14 protein-coding genes are annotated in these 15,517 nt (G+C 60.3%); 4 read left to right on the forward strand and 10 right to left on the reverse strand.

Going from position 1 to position 15,517, the window contains the following annotated elements; translation table 11 throughout:
- Positions 1-2: 2 nt before the first annotated feature.
- Positions 3-3,077, forward strand: coding sequence for a multidrug efflux RND transporter permease subunit (locus ABEH28_RS18765; RefSeq protein ID WP_346630804.1), 3,075 nt, complete (start codon positions 3-5; stop codon positions 3,075-3,077).
- Positions 3,078-3,152: 75 nt separating this feature from the next.
- Here ABEH28_RS18765 and ABEH28_RS18770 read toward each other — a convergent pair whose 3' ends face one another.
- The 5 genes from ABEH28_RS18770 to colR form a co-directional block, all read right to left on the reverse strand.
- The gene (locus ABEH28_RS18770) at positions 3,153-3,380 is read right to left on the reverse strand and encodes a hypothetical protein (RefSeq protein WP_108120736.1); all 228 of its coding nucleotides are present in this window, start codon (positions 3,378-3,380) and stop codon (positions 3,153-3,155) included.
- The gene (locus tag ABEH28_RS18775; RefSeq protein WP_265388496.1) at positions 3,377-4,096 is read right to left on the reverse strand and encodes a lipopolysaccharide kinase InaA family protein; all 720 of its coding nucleotides are present in this window, start codon (positions 4,094-4,096) and stop codon (positions 3,377-3,379) included. Before ABEH28_RS18775 ends, ABEH28_RS18770 begins: the two co-directional genes overlap by 4 nt.
- Positions 4,097-4,100: 4 nt before the next feature.
- Complete coding sequence (locus ABEH28_RS18780) at positions 4,101-4,769, reverse strand: class I SAM-dependent methyltransferase (protein ID WP_282373406.1); 669 nt, start codon at positions 4,767-4,769, stop codon at positions 4,101-4,103.
- Between the two features lie 161 nt (positions 4,770-4,930).
- Positions 4,931-6,253 carry a HAMP domain-containing sensor histidine kinase gene (locus tag ABEH28_RS18785; RefSeq protein WP_346627061.1) on the reverse strand — a complete coding sequence of 441 codons (1,323 nt, stop codon included), beginning with the start codon at positions 6,251-6,253 and terminating at the stop codon, positions 4,931-4,933.
- Entirely contained in the window at positions 6,243-6,926 is a 684-nt protein-coding gene (gene colR / locus ABEH28_RS18790; protein ID WP_037014624.1) for a two-component system response regulator ColR, read from the reverse strand. Before colR ends, ABEH28_RS18785 begins: the two co-directional genes overlap by 11 nt.
- A 235-nt stretch (positions 6,927-7,161) precedes the next feature.
- On the opposite strand from colR, the gene ABEH28_RS18795 reads away from it, so the two are divergent.
- Positions 7,162-7,905 (forward strand): phosphatase PAP2 family protein, encoded by a 744-nt coding sequence (locus ABEH28_RS18795; RefSeq protein WP_192171742.1) that lies wholly within the window; start codon positions 7,162-7,164, stop codon positions 7,903-7,905.
- Positions 7,906-8,489: 584 nt separating this feature from the next.
- Here the strand turns inward: ABEH28_RS18795 and groL are convergent.
- The 5 genes from groL to ABEH28_RS18820 all read right to left on the reverse strand — a co-directional run bounded on the left by groL (position 8,490) and on the right by ABEH28_RS18820 (position 13,263).
- Entirely contained in the window at positions 8,490-10,133 is a 1,644-nt protein-coding gene (gene groL, locus ABEH28_RS18800) for a chaperonin GroEL (protein ID WP_133772246.1), read from the reverse strand.
- Between the two features lie 49 nt (positions 10,134-10,182).
- The gene (locus ABEH28_RS18805) at positions 10,183-10,476 is read right to left on the reverse strand and encodes a co-chaperone GroES (protein WP_065992178.1); all 294 of its coding nucleotides are present in this window, start codon (positions 10,474-10,476) and stop codon (positions 10,183-10,185) included.
- A gap of 253 nt (positions 10,477-10,729) precedes the next feature.
- Positions 10,730-11,236 carry an FxsA family protein gene (locus tag ABEH28_RS18810; RefSeq protein WP_346630805.1) on the reverse strand — a complete coding sequence of 169 codons (507 nt, stop codon included), beginning with the start codon at positions 11,234-11,236 and terminating at the stop codon, positions 10,730-10,732.
- 66 nt (positions 11,237-11,302) lie between these two features.
- Positions 11,303-12,034 (reverse strand): HugZ family protein, encoded by a 732-nt coding sequence (locus ABEH28_RS18815; RefSeq protein ID WP_346630806.1) that lies wholly within the window; start codon positions 12,032-12,034, stop codon positions 11,303-11,305.
- Positions 12,035-12,255: 221 nt separating this feature from the next.
- Entirely contained in the window at positions 12,256-13,263 is a 1,008-nt protein-coding gene (locus tag ABEH28_RS18820) for a DUF481 domain-containing protein (protein WP_065992174.1), read from the reverse strand.
- 160 nt (positions 13,264-13,423) lie between these two features.
- On the opposite strand from ABEH28_RS18820, the gene ABEH28_RS18825 reads away from it, so the two are divergent.
- Together ABEH28_RS18825 and ABEH28_RS18830 are read left to right on the forward strand one after the other, a co-directional pair.
- Positions 13,424-13,792, forward strand: coding sequence for an MGMT family protein (locus ABEH28_RS18825; RefSeq protein WP_192171745.1), 369 nt, complete (start codon positions 13,424-13,426; stop codon positions 13,790-13,792).
- Positions 13,793-13,834: 42 nt separating this feature from the next.
- On the forward strand, positions 13,835-15,400 hold the full coding sequence (locus tag ABEH28_RS18830; protein ID WP_282368908.1) for an AmpG family muropeptide MFS transporter: 1,566 nt from the start codon (positions 13,835-13,837) through the stop codon (positions 15,398-15,400).
- Positions 15,401-15,517: the final 117 nt, after the last annotated feature.

The following is a 15,517-nucleotide window of genomic DNA, read 5'->3' on the forward strand; positions in this document are numbered from 1 at the left end:
TCATGGCCTTTACAGACCCGTTCATCCGTCGCCCGGTGCTCGCCAGCGTGATCAGCCTGCTGATCGTGCTGCTGGGTTTTCAGGCGTTCAGCAAGCTGACCATCCGCCAGTACCCGCAGATGGAAAACGCGCTGATCACCGTGACCACGGCTTACCCCGGCGCCAACGCTGAAACCATTCAGGGCTACATCACCCAGCCGCTGCAGCAGAGTCTGGCGAGCGCCGAAGGCATCGACTACATGACCTCGGTCAGTCGGCAGAACTTCTCGGTCATTTCCATCTATGCGCGCATCGGCTCCAACAGCGACCGGCTCTACACCGAGCTGCTGGCCAAGGCCAACGAGGTCAAGAACAAGCTGCCCCAAGACGCCGAAGACCCGGTGCTGAGCAAGGAAGCCGCCGACGCCTCGGCGCTGATGTACATCAGCTTTTACAGCGCCGAGCTGAGCAACCCGCAGATCACCGATTACCTGTCCCGGGTCATTCAGCCGAAGCTGGCGACGCTGCCGGGCATGGCCGAAGCGGAGATCCTGGGCAATCAGGTGTTCGCCATGCGCCTGTGGCTCGATCCGGTCAAGCTCGCCGGTTTCGGCCTGACCGCCAGCGACGTCACCGAAGCCGTGCGCAAGTACAACTTCCTGTCCGCGGCGGGCGAGGTGAAGGGCGAGTACGTGGTCACCAGCGTCAACGCCAGCACCGACCTGAAATCCCCCGAGACCTTCGCGGCCATCCCGCTCAAGACCGTGGGCGACAGTCGCGTGCTGCTGGGCGATGTGGCGCGGGTGGAGATGGGCGCCGAGAACTACGACACGGTCAGCTCGTTCGACGGCACCCCGTCGGTGTACATCGGCATCAAGGGCACGCCCAGCTCGAACCCGCTGGACGTGATCAAGGAAGTGCGGCGCATCCTGCCCGAATTGGAAGCCCAACTGCCGCCAAGCCTGAAAGCATCCATTGCCTACGATGCCACGTTGTTCATTCAGGCCTCGATCCATGAGGTGGTGAAAACCCTGATCGAAGCGGTGCTTATCGTCATCGTCGTGGTGTTCCTGTTTCTGGGTGCCTTGCGCTCGGTGCTGATCCCGGTGATCACCATCCCGCTGTCGATGATCGGCGTGCTGTTTTTCATGCAACTGATGGGCTATTCGATCAATTTGCTGACGCTGCTGGCGATGGTCCTGGCGATCGGTCTGGTGGTGGACGACGCCATCGTGGTGGTGGAGAACATTCACCGGCACATCGAGGAAGGCAAGACGCCCTTCGATGCGGCCATTGAGGGCGCTCGCGAGATCGCCATGCCGGTGGTGTCGATGACCATCACCCTGGCAGCGGTCTATGCACCCATCGGTTTTCTGGAGGGACTGACCGGTGCGCTGTTCAAGGAATTCGCCCTGACGCTGGCCGGCGCAGTGGTCATCTCCGGAATCGTCGCGTTGACCCTGTCGCCGATGATGTGCGCCGTACTGCTGCGTCGGGACGAGAACCCCAGCGGCCTGGCGCACAAACTCGATCACGCCTTCGAAAGCCTGAAGGTCCGCTATCAGCGTGTCCTTCACGGCACGCTGAATACCCGGCCGGTGGTGATCGTGTTCGCGGTGCTGGTGCTGTGCCTGATTCCGGTGTTTCTCAAACTGAGCCAATCGCAACTGGCGCCGGACGAGGATCAAGGCATCATCTTCATGATGGCGACGGCGCCGCAGCCGACCAACCTCGATTACATGAATAAATACACCGACCAGTTCATCAGCATTTTCAAAGCGTTCCCGGAGTACTACTCCTCGTTCCAGATCAACGGTTTCAATGGCGTGCAGACCGGCGTCGGCGGGTTCCTGCTCAAGCCGTGGGATGAGCGCAGCCGCACGCAAATGGAGCTGCTGCCTGAGGTGCAGGCCAAGCTCAACGGCATCACCGGGCTGCAGATTTTCGGCTTCAACCTGCCGTCTTTGCCCGGCACCGGTGAGGGCCTGCCGTTTCAGTTTGTGATTAACACACCGGGCGACTATGCCGCGCTGCTGGAGGTGACGGATCGCATCAAGAAACGCGCCGCCGAATCGGGCAAATTCGCGTTTCTGGACGTTGACCTAGCCTTCGACAAGCCGGAAGTGGTGGTCGATATCGACCGCGCCAAAGCCGCGCAGATGGGCGTGTCGATGCAGGACCTGGGCGGCAGTCTGGCGACGCTCCTCGGCGAGGCGGAGATCAACCGCTTCACCATCGACGGGCGCAGTTACAAGGTCATCGCGCAGGTTGAGCGGGCCTACCGCGACAACCCGGCCTGGCTGGCGAATTACTACGTCAAGAACACCGAAGGCAAGATGCTGCCGTTGTCGACGCTGATCACCGTCAGCGACCGGGCCAGACCCCGGCAGCTCAATCAGTTCCAGCAGCTCAACTCGGCGATCATCTCCGGCTTCCCGCTGGTGAGTCAGGCGGAGGCGATTGAGTTGGTGAGACAGATCGCTATCGAAGAGTCGCCGCCGGGTTTTGCCTACGACTACGCCGGCGCATCCCGCCAGTACGTACAGGAAGGCAATGCGCTGTGGGTGACGTTCGGCCTGGCCCTGGCGATCATTTTTCTGGTGCTGGCCGCACAGTTCGAGAGCTTCCGCGATCCGCTGGTGATTCTGGTGACGGTGCCGCTGTCGATCTGCGGCGCGCTGATTCCGCTGTTCCTCGGGATCTCGTCGCTGAACATCTACACCCAGGTGGGTCTGGTCACGCTGATCGGGCTGATCAGCAAGCACGGCATTCTGATCGTCGAATTCGCCAACCAGCTCCGCCGCGACAAGGGCCTGACCGCCCGCGAAGCGGTCGAGGAAGCGGCGGCGATTCGCTTGCGGCCCGTACTGATGACCACGGCAGCGATGGTGTTCGGCATGGTGCCGCTGATCCTCGCCACCGGCGCGGGCGCGGTCAGCCGCTTTGACATTGGTCTGGTGATTGCCACCGGCATGTCGGTGGGGACGTTGTTCACGCTCTTTGTGCTGCCGTGCGTGTATACGCTGCTGGCGCGACGGGACGAGCCGCAGCCCGAAGGCAATGGCCATTCGAGTGCCACGATGGATGCTCGTAACTGATACACGAACCTGGCCCCACGCCCACAAAAAAGGCCCCGATCTTCGGGGCCTTTAGGTCAGTGCAACAGAAAGGAATCAGCCTTGTGGTCCGCTTCCCTGGGCCAGGCCGAACATCAACAGGAGCAGATCGTGATCAGGCCGGGCCGTGTCGGACATCTTGGCCACCCGAGGCAGCGGGCAATGGCCTTCGCCATGCACTGCGCTCAAAATCTTCGGCCCGGGTTGATCCCAGGCGGCCAACGCGATGGAAGTCACCCCCAACGCCCCGACCAAAAACAAACCTCGCGCCATTTCTAACTTCATCGCTGTAAACCTTTGATGGGCCTGCCAAACGCGGTCTCGTAAAAGTAGACCAGCTTGGTCCAGTCCGCTGGCTGAAACGACGAATGGCGACGCAGTTGTTTCATGTCGTGCTGGGCGGCGGCATAAGACGTCAGCCGCTGACGGCATTTCTCCAGATCGAGCAACGCGACCTCAGCCTTGGCATTGGCGCCCTCGCCCACGACGCGAACGAAAACGTGCTTGATGTAAATGCAGCTGTGCTGCCAGCGACCCTTGTGCATACGGGCCAGGTTGCTGGCGATTTCCTGAAGCATCTGCTCGTACACCACTTCGCCGTGCTGCTCGCGACCGCCGGCACGCAGCCAGTTTTCGAATTCGTCGAAGCCATCCAGCGAGGCCGTAACCAGCAATGCACGCCACTCGTTGTTCTCATCGCGCTCGGCACCACAGAACACCATGCGCGGCACGTTGACGTCGAGCTGGCGAAGACCTTCGAGGGCATCGCGCTCGCGCAGCACGGTCGGACGGCCAAACGGGTGCAGCCAGCTGCGATAGATATGGCCGGTCTGACGCTTCACATACAGCAGCCGACCGTTTTCCGAGACGACACGCTGCACGCCACTTTCACCGCCACGGCGCACATTGGGCTCTTCAACCCACTCACCCCGTGTGTTCCAGAAATAGGCGAAGCGGTCCTTGGCGGGAACGGCTAACTCTGTTGCGAAATCCACGGCCATCCTGTTACCTCTTACGTAATAGATACACACGCCACATGGCGTACATCGGCAGGAAATCCAGGCGCTCCTGAATCCGAAACCCTGCCTGTTCAAATTCGGCCTCTACGGTGGCCACCGGCAGCACGAAGCGATTCTGATAATCATGTTTCGGTCGCGACCCTTCAGCGCGGCGCCGCTTCCAGGCCTTGAAATTGCCATCCACCCACAGCGACACGATCACGCTGTCCCGGCTCACCCGGTGAAACTCTTTCAACAGCACGGCGCGGTCTTCAGCCTTGCCAATGTGATGCATCAAGCGCATGCAGAAGATGCTGTCGACAGCGTTGTCCGGCATCTCGATGGCAAACGCCGATGTCTGCAGCGGCTGCACGCGCTTGACGATCTCCGCGGGTTGCGACTCGCAGGCAATCTTGACCATGGAAGCCGAGTTGTCCGCCCCGATGATCACCCGGTTGGCTTTCTCGGCCAGCACTGGCCAGAAACGTCCTGCGCCGCAGGGTAAATCCAGCACCAGCCCCGGTTCGCCCGCCAGCGCCAGTGCGCGGCGAGCGAGTTGTTTGTCCCGGCGATCAGACAGGCGCCTGGCCAGTCCATCGTTGTGTTTGCGCAAATACCTTTTAGCGTGTTCGTCGTCGTATTTGCGTGAAAAATCCAGTTCGATCCGCTTGCTCATGGCTGCCTCCCCTTTGATGAGAGGGCCAAACTAAGCAGCGAAGCGTCACGCTCAGGTCAGATGAATGTGAAAAAAGCGTCCGAAAAAGTGAACAAATGTTACGAGATTATTCAAAGACTTAGGGCCAGCATACGGCCATATCCCGGTCTGTTTTAGCACCTTTACACAGGCTGTACATTTGTCGACGGCAACCGACCGGAGTCTTTGCCAGGGCGCAAACCCATGTCCACGCTGAACCGGCAGCCATTTGGCTCCATGGTGTCCAGGCTGACGGACCACCCCTGGTTCTCGCAGATACGCTGCACCAATGACAGTCCCAGACCCAAACCTTCGCCGCGTTGCTCGGTACCGCGCACAAATGGCTGAAACATCGCCTCACGTTTTTCTTCCGGTATGCCCACGCCGGAATCCTCCACCATGAACCCGCCTTCTCGCAGGGTCAGGCGGATGAAGCCGGTGTCGGTGTAGTGCAACGCGTTGCGCAGCAAGTTACCCATCACGGCATAGAGGAAGGTGGCGTTGTAAGCAGTATCGGAGGGCTCGCCGGGCAGGTATTCCAGGGTCAGGCCTTTGCGTTCGATCGGTTCGCGCCACAGGCTGATCAGTTGCTGGGCGGCGCCTTGCAGGGTCAGTTGCGGGTACAGGGCGAGGTCATCGCGCTGGGTGCGGGCCAGCATCAGGAAGGTCTGCACCAGATCGCGCATTTCTTCGCACGCCCGCGCCACGCGCTCAACCTGGGCACGGGCGCGCTGATCCAGCGCCGGGTTCTCCAGCAGCAGCTCACAGGAACTGGCCAGCACCATCAACGGCGTGCGCAGTTCGTGGCTGACGTCGCTGGTGAACATCCGCTCACGGGTCAGGGCATCGCGCAGGCGGCCCAGCGTGGCGTCGAAGGCCACCGCCAGCTCACCCACTTCGTCGGCGGCGTAATCAGGGGCGAGAGGCGGGGCAAGGCCGAGCAACTGATCGCGATGACGCACCTGTCGCGCCAGCCGCACAACCGGCGCCATCACCCGGCGCGCCAATATCCAGCCGAGGAAGATCGCCAGCGCCAGCGCCAGCACAAAGCCCACCAGCACGACGGCGAACAGCACACGCTCACGCTCTTCGAAATCGCTTTGGTCCTGAAGCAGCACGTAGTGACGGCCGTCTACGACCTCAACCATGGCGTGGTAGGACAACGGCCCGCGAAATACTTCGTGAAAGCCCGGTTCCAGGTGACGCAAATCCTTCGGCAGCTCGAAATCCCCCGGGCCGCCGCTGAAGTAAAACAGCTGATCCGGCTCGGGGCGATGGCTCCAGTCGTTGACGCTGTCCATCAGCAGCAGACGCGTCAGGTCGCCGCCCAGTCCGGCCGAAATCAGCTTCTCTTCGACCAGGTGCACCGTCGCGACGATGCCCATCGCGAAGCACCCGGCAACCAGCGCGCTCATCAAGGCGAAGGCGATGATGATCCGTTGGGCGAGGCTCTGCTTAAACTCCATCACGCCCCTCGGCGAGGCGGTACCCGACACCGTGGACGGTCTGCAACAGCGGCTTGGCGAACGGCTTGTCGATGACCTGGCGCAATTGGTGAACATGGCTGCGCAGGCTGTCGCTGTCCGGGCAGTCATCGCCCCACAGGGCTTCTTCCAGGACTTCACGACGCAGGACGTGAGGGCTCTTCTGCATCAACACCGCCAGCAATTTCAGGCCCACCGGGTTGAGTTTGAGCAGACGCCCTTCGCGAGTCACTTCCAGAGTGTCCAGGTCGTAGATCAGATCGGCGACCTGCAGGGTACGCCGCCCACCACCCTGAGCACGACGCAATACAGCCTCGATGCGCGCCGCCAGTTCCGACAGCGCGAACGGCTTGAGCAGGTAGTCGTCGGCGCCGGAGCGGAAACCCTGCAGGCGGTCGTCGAGCTGGTCGCGGGCGGTGAGCATGATCACCGGCGTGTCGCGGCGCGCGTCTTCACGCAGGCGCTTGCACAGGGTGTAACCGTCGATGCCGGGCAGCATGATGTCGAGCACGATCAGGTCGTAATGCTCGGTCGCCGCCAGGTGCAGACCGGACAGGCCGTCTTGGGCACAATCGACGGTGTAACCCTTCAAACCGAGATAATCGGCGAGGTTTGCCAAGATGTCGCGGTTGTCTTCAACCAGCAGAATTCTCATGGCGCGTGTCTCCCTATGCGGTGTGGCGAGACCCGGGACACGGCGCGAGAGGCCGTTCAACAAGGTCAGAGTTGGCGGCAGCTTACGGCGATGCGCGCTCAAGGGCCAGCACCTCCGTGCATAACGTTTTTTTCACTCGCGGTTCACGGCGCCGCGACAGCGTTCTGCTCAGACTTCGCACCGCTCTGGCTCAATAACCCCCCCGCTCCCCCTCGCCCACTACACGGGATTCGCCATGTCACACGCACTCGAACGGCCCGCCTCACGCCCGATCAACTTCTGGGTTTATCTGGGCATCCCGGCCGTGACCGCCATCGTTCTGATCTTGCTGGAACTGACTTCGCTGGACATGGACATCGCCAAACTGGCCTACGACCCCGTAGCGGGCGAGTTCATCGGGCGCCACAGCTTCTTTCTCGAAGACGTCCTGCACGACCGCGCCAAACAAGCCGTCATCGCCATCGGCGTTTTGTCCTTCGTGAGCTTCATCGCCTCGTTCTTCGTCAACGTGCTGAAGCCGTGGAAACGCGAGTTGGGCTGCATGGTGCTGTCGATGGCGTTATCCACCAGCTTTGTTACGCCGGTGAAAGTCGTGACATCGGTGCAATGCCCGTGGAGCCTGAAAGAATTCGGCGGCCAGGAAACCTACAGTGAACTCCTCAGCCCCCGCCCGCAAACCGACAAACCCGGCCGCTGCTGGCCCGGCGGTCACGCAGCCACCGGCTTCACACTGTTCGCCCTGTTCTTCGTCTTCCGCGACCGCAAACCCCGCTTGGCCAAAGCCGGCCTGATCTTCGCGGCGGGCCTGGGCACCGTCTTCTCCGTCGGCCGGATGCTTCAGGGCGCGCACTTCTTCTCCCACAACATCTGGACAGCGGTGTTCTGCTGGCTGCTGTGTTTGGGGGCGTATTACTTTGTGCTGTACCGACCGGCCAAGAAGAAGAACGTGGTGGTGAATGGAGAAGCCGTTACAGGGTAATGCCATTTCAGGAATGACGCGGAGCGTCACGGGATGCATGCCCACGTAGAGCGTGGGAACGATCGGGGGTTAGACCGAAAATTGATGGCGCCCAAGCGGGCCTCTTCCCGGCTAAAGCCGGTCCCACTGAAAGCAACGTGTCCACCCTGTGGGATCGGCGGCGCTCCCCCGTAGGACCGGCTTTAGCCGGGAAGCCCTTGATCTGCGTAAACCCGCTTTTGATCTTCGTACACAAGAATTCCAAACACCGCCAAACGCGACTTGGGTGCAGGCTGAACGCAGGTCTCGCGCAGTGGGCCGAGCCGCATGGATGCGGCGAGAGCGCCGTCAGGGCATGGATGCCCGTTCGGCGCGGGCCCACGGAGCGAGACCGGAGTGAAGGAACCCCGACGCAGGAGGGGCCAAACCAGGAGCAGGGCCTTTTTGGTTACTTTTTCGGCTCTTGGAAAAAGTGACCCGCCGTAAGGGCGGAAAGGTGAATCAGCCACACCACAAATAATGGATATGCCCCCCACTAAACCCAAAAAAAGCCCATAAAAAACCCCGCCGAAGCGGGGTTTTTTCTACATTGGGGTACGGCTGGCTTACATCATGCCGCCCATACCACCCATGCCGCCCATATCAGGCATACCGCCACCAGCAGCCTTCTCATCAGCCACATCAGCAATCATCGCCTCAGTGGTGATCATTAGACTGGCGATCGAAGAAGCAGCCTGCAGAGCAGAACGCGTCACCTTGGCCGGATCGAGAATACCCATCTCGATCATGTCGCCGTACTCGCCGCTCGCAGCGTTGTAACCGTAGTTACCAGTACCCTGCTTGACCTTGTCGACCACAACGCTAGGCTCGTCGCCCGAGTTTGCAACGATCTGACGCAGAGGCGCTTCCACCGCACGACGCAGCAGTGCAATACCGACGTCCTGATCAGCGTTGTCGCCACGCAGTTCGGAAATCGCCTGCAGCGAACGAACCAGAGCAACACCACCGCCAGGCACCACGCCTTCTTCAACGGCTGCACGGGTTGCGTGCAGGGCGTCTTCAACGCGGGCTTTCTTCTCTTTCATTTCAACTTCGGAACCGGCACCGACCTTGATTACCGCAACGCCGCCCGACAGCTTGGCCAGACGCTCTTGCAGCTTCTCTTTGTCGTAGTCCGAAGACGTGTCGCCGATCTGCTGACGGATCTGCGCGATACGACCGTCGATGTCGGCACGAACGCCAGCACCGTCGATGATGGTGGTGTTTTCTTTGTTCAAGATAACGCGCTTGGCATTACCCAGGTGTTCCAGGGTAGCGGTTTCCAGGCTCAGGCCGATCTCTTCCGAGATAACGGTACCGCCAGTCAGAACAGCGATGTCCTGCAGCATGGCCTTGCGACGGTCGCCAAAGCCTGGGGCTTTGACCGCTGCAACTTTGACGATGCCGCGCATGTTGTTCACGACCAGAGTCGCCAGCGCTTCGCCTTCAACGTCTTCAGCCACGATCAGCAGAGGACGGCCAGCTTTCGCAACGGCTTCCAGAACTGGCAGCATTTCGCGGATGTTGGAGATCTTCTTGTCAACCAGCAGCAACAGCGGGCTGTCCAGCTCGGCAACCATAGTGTCCGGCTTGTTGATGAAGTACGGGGACAGGTAGCCACGGTCAAACTGCATGCCTTCAACAACAGACAGCTCGTTTTCCAGACCCGAACCTTCTTCAACGGTGATAACGCCGTCTTTGGTCACTTTTTCCATGGCTTCGGCAATGATGTCGCCGATGGAATTGTCCGAGTTGGCCGAGATGGTGCCGACCTGGGCGATTGCCTTGGTGTCGGTGCAAGGCTTGGACAGCTTCTTCAGCTCGGCAACAATGGCGATGGTCGCCTTGTCGATGCCGCGCTTCAGGTCCATCGGGTTCATGCCGGCAGCGACGGCTTTCAGGCCTTCGTTGACGATGGCCTGGGCCAGAACGGTAGCAGTGGTGGTACCGTCGCCAGCGTCATCGTTTGCACGGGAGGCAACGTCTTTGACCAGCTGCGCGCCCATGTTTTCGAAACGGTCTTTCAGCTCGATTTCTTTGGCTACGGACACACCGTCTTTGGTGATCAGCGGAGCGCCGAAGCTTTTTTCGATGATGACATTACGGCCTTTCGGACCCAGAGTTGCTTTTACTGCGTCGGCCAGGACGTTGACACCAGCCAGCATTTTTTTACGGCCAGCATCGCCGAATTTAACTTCTTTAGCAGCCATGATCGTTATTCCTTAAATACTTTGTAGTAACGGGAAATGGGGTATCAACTCAGCCTTCGACGACCGCGAGAATTTCGTTCTCGCTCATCACCAGCAGGTCTTCGCCGTCTACTTTCACAGTGTTGCTGCCGGAGTAAGGGCCGAACACCACTTTGTCACCCACTTTCACGGCCAGCGCGCGTACTTCACCGTTGTCCAGGATGCGACCGTTGCCGACGGCGATGATTTCGCCACGGTTAGGTTTTTCAGCAGCCGAACCAGGCAGCACGATACCGCCAGCAGTTTTTGTTTCTTCTTCGCTGCGACGGATTACGACGCGGTCATGCAGAGGACGAAGCTTCATTGTCGATCTCCTAATTATGGTTTTTAAACGCCCGGTGCGGACACCGGCGGGTTAAAACATCCGGGCTTGCCGGTTACGGTTCGCGAGCGAACCGCAGAATACGGTCTGACGAAACGCGCCAGAAACCTTGCGGTGACCCATACATAAGGGCGAGCAAGCCGATTTCAAGGCTGACCCGAGAAATTTTTTGCATGAATGGCGGTCGCGAAAACGAACACGGCACCCGCAGGTGCCGTGTCGTGGTGACGTTGAATCACTTTTTATCGAGGGGTTCGAACTCGCCTTCGATCACTTCACCCTCAATGACTTCAGGGCGACGAGCTTCAGGACGGGCAGCACCGGGGTGCATGGAGCCTGGCGAATTCGCCGCATGCATGTTCTCGGCAAACGCACGCTGGCGCGCGGCCTGAGCCTCGGCGCGGTTACGCACCTTGCCGACGATCATGCGACGGGTGAACGGCATGAGAAACAGCAGGCCCAGCACGTCGCTGATAAAACCCGGCAGCACCAGCAAACCGCCGCCGATGGTCATCATCAAACCGTCGAGCATCTGCTGGGCAGGGAGCTCGCCACGGGCCAGACTCTGCCGGGCACTCAACGCGGTGGCGACACCGGCGATCCGCACCACGAAAACACCGAGCATCGACCCGGCAACGACCAACAGGAAGGTCGGCAGAAAGCCGATCGACATCCCGACTTTCACCAGCACGAACAGCTCGAGCACCGGAAAAAGCAATAAAAGCAGAAGAAAAACGCGCATCAAAGTGAGTTCCTAGACGGAAGAAGGCTTCCAGTAGACCTTACGTGACGTCGCAAAGTCGTTAATTCAAGCCTCGGCCTGTTCAAGTGTGGGCCATTTTTCAGCGTGAGCCAGGTGAACCAAGGCCTGGCGGACGTGTATCGGCGTATTACAGGGCTCCGGGAAGGCCAACCAGTGCAGACTTTGGCCCACGCGCAGGTGCATGCCCTCGCTGTCGATGCCCACCAGCGTGGCGGGCTCGGTCTGTGGCAAACCGGCCAGCTCGACGTAGTGGGCGATGGCCTTGGCGTGATCAGCATTCATGTGCTCGACCATGCTGATCTCCGCAGCCCCGGCGAAGGGATTGGCCAATGCCACGTCGTCCAGCCAGTGAATCGCGCCAAACCCGCCGATAAACCGGTAGCGCACCGGCTTCAGCACCCAGAAATCAAAATCGTGAGCACTGTGGTAACTCTCGGATTCAGGGAAATAACGGTAGTAACGCTGAGCGGCCGCTTCAATCTGCGCCTCGTCGCTGATCTTCTCGGCTTCGGCCATCAGCGTGACGCGACCCACCGCTTGCACATCCTCGGCGCCGCGCTCGCCCACCAGCAAGGAACACTTGGCGTCGAGCTGCAGATTGTGGGTGTGCTGCGCGATGCGGCTGATGAGGATCAACGGACGGCCCTGGTCGTCCAGGCAATAAGGCACCACCGAGCCAAACGGGTAACCGGGCATCGACTTGGAATGGGTCGATAACACGCCGCGGTATTCCTTGAGCAGCAAGGTACGGGCTTGCCGGTTGGCGCTGGCGCTCATGTGGGGCTCCTGAACAGTAAAACGAAGGCATCGAAGGACGCGAAGCAGCAGACGGCGACGCAGGCCCCACGATAATCGTTATCGCCGGAAGGTGCCAGATTGAGCGGGGGTGACGATTTCGCGGAGGATTCGCGTAAAAAGAAAACGCTTGAAAATGAAACAAGCCAACGTACGCAGATCAGGTCGTGATCTGCGCACGCTCAGGCATTGATAAGGCTGTTTTACCAAGAAACACCAAAACCGGCGGTGTACCGGGTCTTGTCCAGGTCGCCGTTGTCGGAGCCGCTGATGATGTCTTTCTCGGCCTTGAGGTTGAGCGACGCCCATTCGGTGACTTTGTAGCGCAGGCCCACTTCCGTCTCGAGGCTGTAGTCAGCCACGCCGCTGATAGGCTTGCCGACTTCACCGTTGGTGAAGAACTCGACCTTCTTGCCGATCAGGTAACGGTTGTAGTCCCAGGTGCCGGACACGGAATAGAAGTTGTCCTTCTCGCCGTTGGAGTATTCGAAATCGGTGCGGTTGAGCAGCGCGCCGATTTTGAATGCGCCCAGTTCGTCGTCCCAGAACTGGTAGCCCGGACCGGTACCCACGGTGCGCTGACGGGCCAGGTCTTCAATGGTGTCACGCTTGTAGGTGATACGACCGTCCCAGAACCACTTGTCCGTGAAGAACCGGTCGACCGAGTATTCGGCGTCCCAGTTATTGGTGGTGGTCAGGCTGTCCTGCGATTCGCGGTTGTACTCGCCCTTGGCGTTGTGGCGCCACTGGCCATGGGTCGCGGAGGTCTTGAAGGCGATGTTGTAATCGTCGGTGTCGTTCTCGGCGCGCTGGAAGTCCAGTGCAGCATCGACGTTGCCCTTCCAGACCAGATCGGTGACCACCGGCTTGGGCTTGATGATCTGCTGGATGCTCGCCAGCTCAACCGTCTTCGGCGCATCGCCATTGGCCAGCGTGACCTTGCCATCTTCGGCCGGCTGCAACGACTTGGACACTTCGCCAGTGGTGGCGTCCTGCTTTACCAAAAGGTGCTGGTCACTTTCCAGCGTCTTGATTTCCTTCCAGTCCAGCGGGACGTCGCCTGCATATTTGGTATTGATCAGCAGCTTGCCGCCGTCGAAGAACTTGATAGTCCCGGTCATCTTGTCGCCGTTTTTCAACCAGACGGTGTCGGCGAGCAATGGGGTAGAAGCAGTAGCAACAGCAACGCACAACAGGGTTCTGGACAACATAAGCAACGACAAGGCTCTGGTTCGCGGAGAATCGGGCATTATCCGGATAGATAACGGGTTGGCAATCGGCAGACCGCCGACACAGGTAACACTGACAGTAGGAAGTTTCCCTAGTTCCTTATCGAAAATTCCCGTTCATCCCTTTTACAGGAACGAATGCGTGATCGAACAATCATCGGCTCAAAACGACCCTGCCGGCCTCTCTCCCGCCGAGGCACGGCGCACGGCGTTATACCTCACACTGCATCAAGTGCCGGAAGGCAAGGTGGTCAGTTACGGTCAGTTGGCCGAGCTGGCCGGCTTGGGACGAGCGGCGCGTTTCGTTGGCAGAGCGTTGAGCCAGTTGCCGGACGGCAGCAGCCTGCCCTGGCATCGCGTGATTGGCGCCGGCGGGCGCATCAGCCTGGCCCCCGGAACCGTGTCGGGCGAGGAGCAACGGGCGCGCTTGCGGGCCGAGGGCGTGACCATCCGTAACAATCGTGTGGATATGCAGCGTCATGGCTGGCGCCCGACAGAGCACAACGGTTAGAGTGCGCGCTTTGTTTACGTAACCTGAGGCAGATTCCAGCCCATGCCCCGCAAAACCTGGCGCGCCGCGCTCGCCGCATATGCCAGCCCCTCTACGTTTGTGCTCCTGTTGCTCGGCTTTGCCGCGGGCATGCCCTACATGTTGGTGTTCTCCACGCTCTCGGTCTGGCTGCGTGAAGCCGGCGTCGCGCGTGAAACCATTGGCTACGCCAGCCTGATTGGCCTGGCCTATGCCTTTAAATGGGTCTGGTCGCCGCTGCTCGATCAATGGAGCCTGCCTTTGTTGGGCCGGCTCGGCCGACGTCGCTCGTGGCTGGTGCTTTCGCAATCGCTGGTGACCTTGGGCCTGATCGGCATGGGGTTCTGTGACCCGCAGCAGCATCTGTCGTGGCTGATCGCGATTGCCGTGCTGGTCGCGTTCTCCTCCGCAACCCAAGACATCGCCATCGACGCCTACCGCCTGGAAATCGCCAGCGACAGCCAGCAAGCGACTCTCGCCGCCAGCTACATGGCCGGCTACCGCGTCGCCGCCCTACTCGCCACTGCCGGCGCGTTGTACTTCGCCGAAGGCTTCGGTTCGACCGGCTTTGCCTACAAGCACTCGGCCTGGGCCGGCACCTACGTGCTGTTCGGCCTGCTCATGGTGCCTGCGCTGATCACCAGCCTGATCATGCGTGAACCGTCCGTGCCGATCCGCACCCAGCTGGCGGCCGTGCGCTACGGCTTCGCCCATCAACTGGCCTCGGTGTTCGTGCTGATCATTCTGCTGGTCTCGGTGCCGGCGATGTTCACCCAGCTGTACAACACCGATTTCGCCAGCGTGCTGTTTCAGGGCACCACCTGGAAAGACTTGCTGATGGAAGACCGCGCCTTTCTGCGCGCGATCCTCTACACGCTGCTGACCGTGGCCTGCCTGTCATCCATGGGCCGCCGCGGTCTGGCGCCGGTGCTGACGCCGATCAACGATTTCATCCTGCGTTATCGCTGGCAGGCCTTTCTGCTGTTGGGGCTGATCGCCACCTATCGCATGTCGGACACAGTCATGGGCGTGATGGCGAACGTGTTCTACATCGACCAGGGCTTTACCAAGGATCAGATTGCCAGCGTCAGCAAGATTTTCGGTCTGGTGATGACCCTGGCCGGTGCGGCGTTTGGCGGTCTGGCGATCGTGCGCTTTGGCATTCTGCCGATCCTGTTCATCGGCGGCGTGACCTCGGCTGCGACCAACCTGCTGTTCCTGATGCTGGCCGACATGGGCCCGAACCTGAAGATGCTAATCGTGACGATCTCGCTGGACAACTTCAGCTCAGGCCTCGCGACGTCGGCGTTCGTGGCCTACCTGTCGAGCCTGACCAACCTCAAGTTCTCGGCCACTCAGTACGCGCTGCTCAGCTCGATCATGCTGCTGTTGCCGCGCCTGATCGGTGGCTACTCCGGGGTCATGGTGGAGAAGCTGGGGTACCACAACTTCTTCCTGGCGACCGCGCTGATGGGCGTGCCGACGTTGTTCATGATCGCCCTGCACTGGGCGCAGGAAGCACGCCGAGAAGCGCGGGAAGAAGCGGCCGAACCCGAAGAGCAAACCAAGCCTGCGGATTCGGTTCTGTAAAAAGATTCGCTGGCGAACCCTATCCTGTGGGAGCGCGTTTATGCACGACAGCGCGGCGTTTGAACGAGAGTGAGCGCGTACAAAGCAGCGAGGTCCATCGCCAGATAGCCTTTCCCA

Source organism: Pseudomonas sp. Ps21-P2 (assembly GCF_039672565.1).
Taxonomy (GTDB): domain Bacteria; phylum Pseudomonadota; class Gammaproteobacteria; order Pseudomonadales; family Pseudomonadaceae; genus Aquipseudomonas.

Excerpts from the sequence above, each read along its gene's own strand:
- ABEH28_RS18805 (WP_065992178.1), bottom strand. The coding sequence starts at position 10,476 with ATGAAGCTTCGTCCTCTGCATGACCGCGTCGTAATCCGTCGCAGCGAA.
- groL (WP_133772246.1), bottom strand. The coding sequence starts at position 10,133 with ATGGCTGCTAAAGAAGTTAAATTCGGCGATGCTGGCCGTAAAAAAATG.
- colR (WP_037014624.1), bottom strand. The coding sequence starts at position 6,926 with ATGAGAATTCTGCTGGTTGAAGACAACCGCGACATCTTGGCAAACCTC.
- ABEH28_RS18815 (WP_346630806.1), bottom strand. The coding sequence starts at position 12,034 with ATGAGCGCCAGCGCCAACCGGCAAGCCCGTACCTTGCTGCTCAAGGAA.
- ABEH28_RS18830 (WP_282368908.1), top strand. The coding sequence starts at position 13,835 with ATGCCCCGCAAAACCTGGCGCGCCGCGCTCGCCGCATATGCCAGCCCC.
- ABEH28_RS18770 (WP_108120736.1), bottom strand. The coding sequence starts at position 3,380 with ATGAAGTTAGAAATGGCGCGAGGTTTGTTTTTGGTCGGGGCGTTGGGG.
- ABEH28_RS18765 (WP_346630804.1), top strand. The coding sequence starts at position 3 with ATGGCCTTTACAGACCCGTTCATCCGTCGCCCGGTGCTCGCCAGCGTG.
- ABEH28_RS18795 (WP_192171742.1), top strand. The coding sequence starts at position 7,162 with ATGTCACACGCACTCGAACGGCCCGCCTCACGCCCGATCAACTTCTGG.
- ABEH28_RS18820 (WP_065992174.1), bottom strand. The coding sequence starts at position 13,263 with ATGTTGTCCAGAACCCTGTTGTGCGTTGCTGTTGCTACTGCTTCTACC.
- ABEH28_RS18810 (WP_346630805.1), bottom strand. The coding sequence starts at position 11,236 with ATGCGCGTTTTTCTTCTGCTTTTATTGCTTTTTCCGGTGCTCGAGCTG.
- ABEH28_RS18780 (WP_282373406.1), bottom strand. The coding sequence starts at position 4,769 with ATGAGCAAGCGGATCGAACTGGATTTTTCACGCAAATACGACGACGAA.
- ABEH28_RS18775 (WP_265388496.1), bottom strand. The coding sequence starts at position 4,096 with ATGGCCGTGGATTTCGCAACAGAGTTAGCCGTTCCCGCCAAGGACCGC.
- ABEH28_RS18785 (WP_346627061.1), bottom strand. The coding sequence starts at position 6,253 with ATGGAGTTTAAGCAGAGCCTCGCCCAACGGATCATCATCGCCTTCGCC.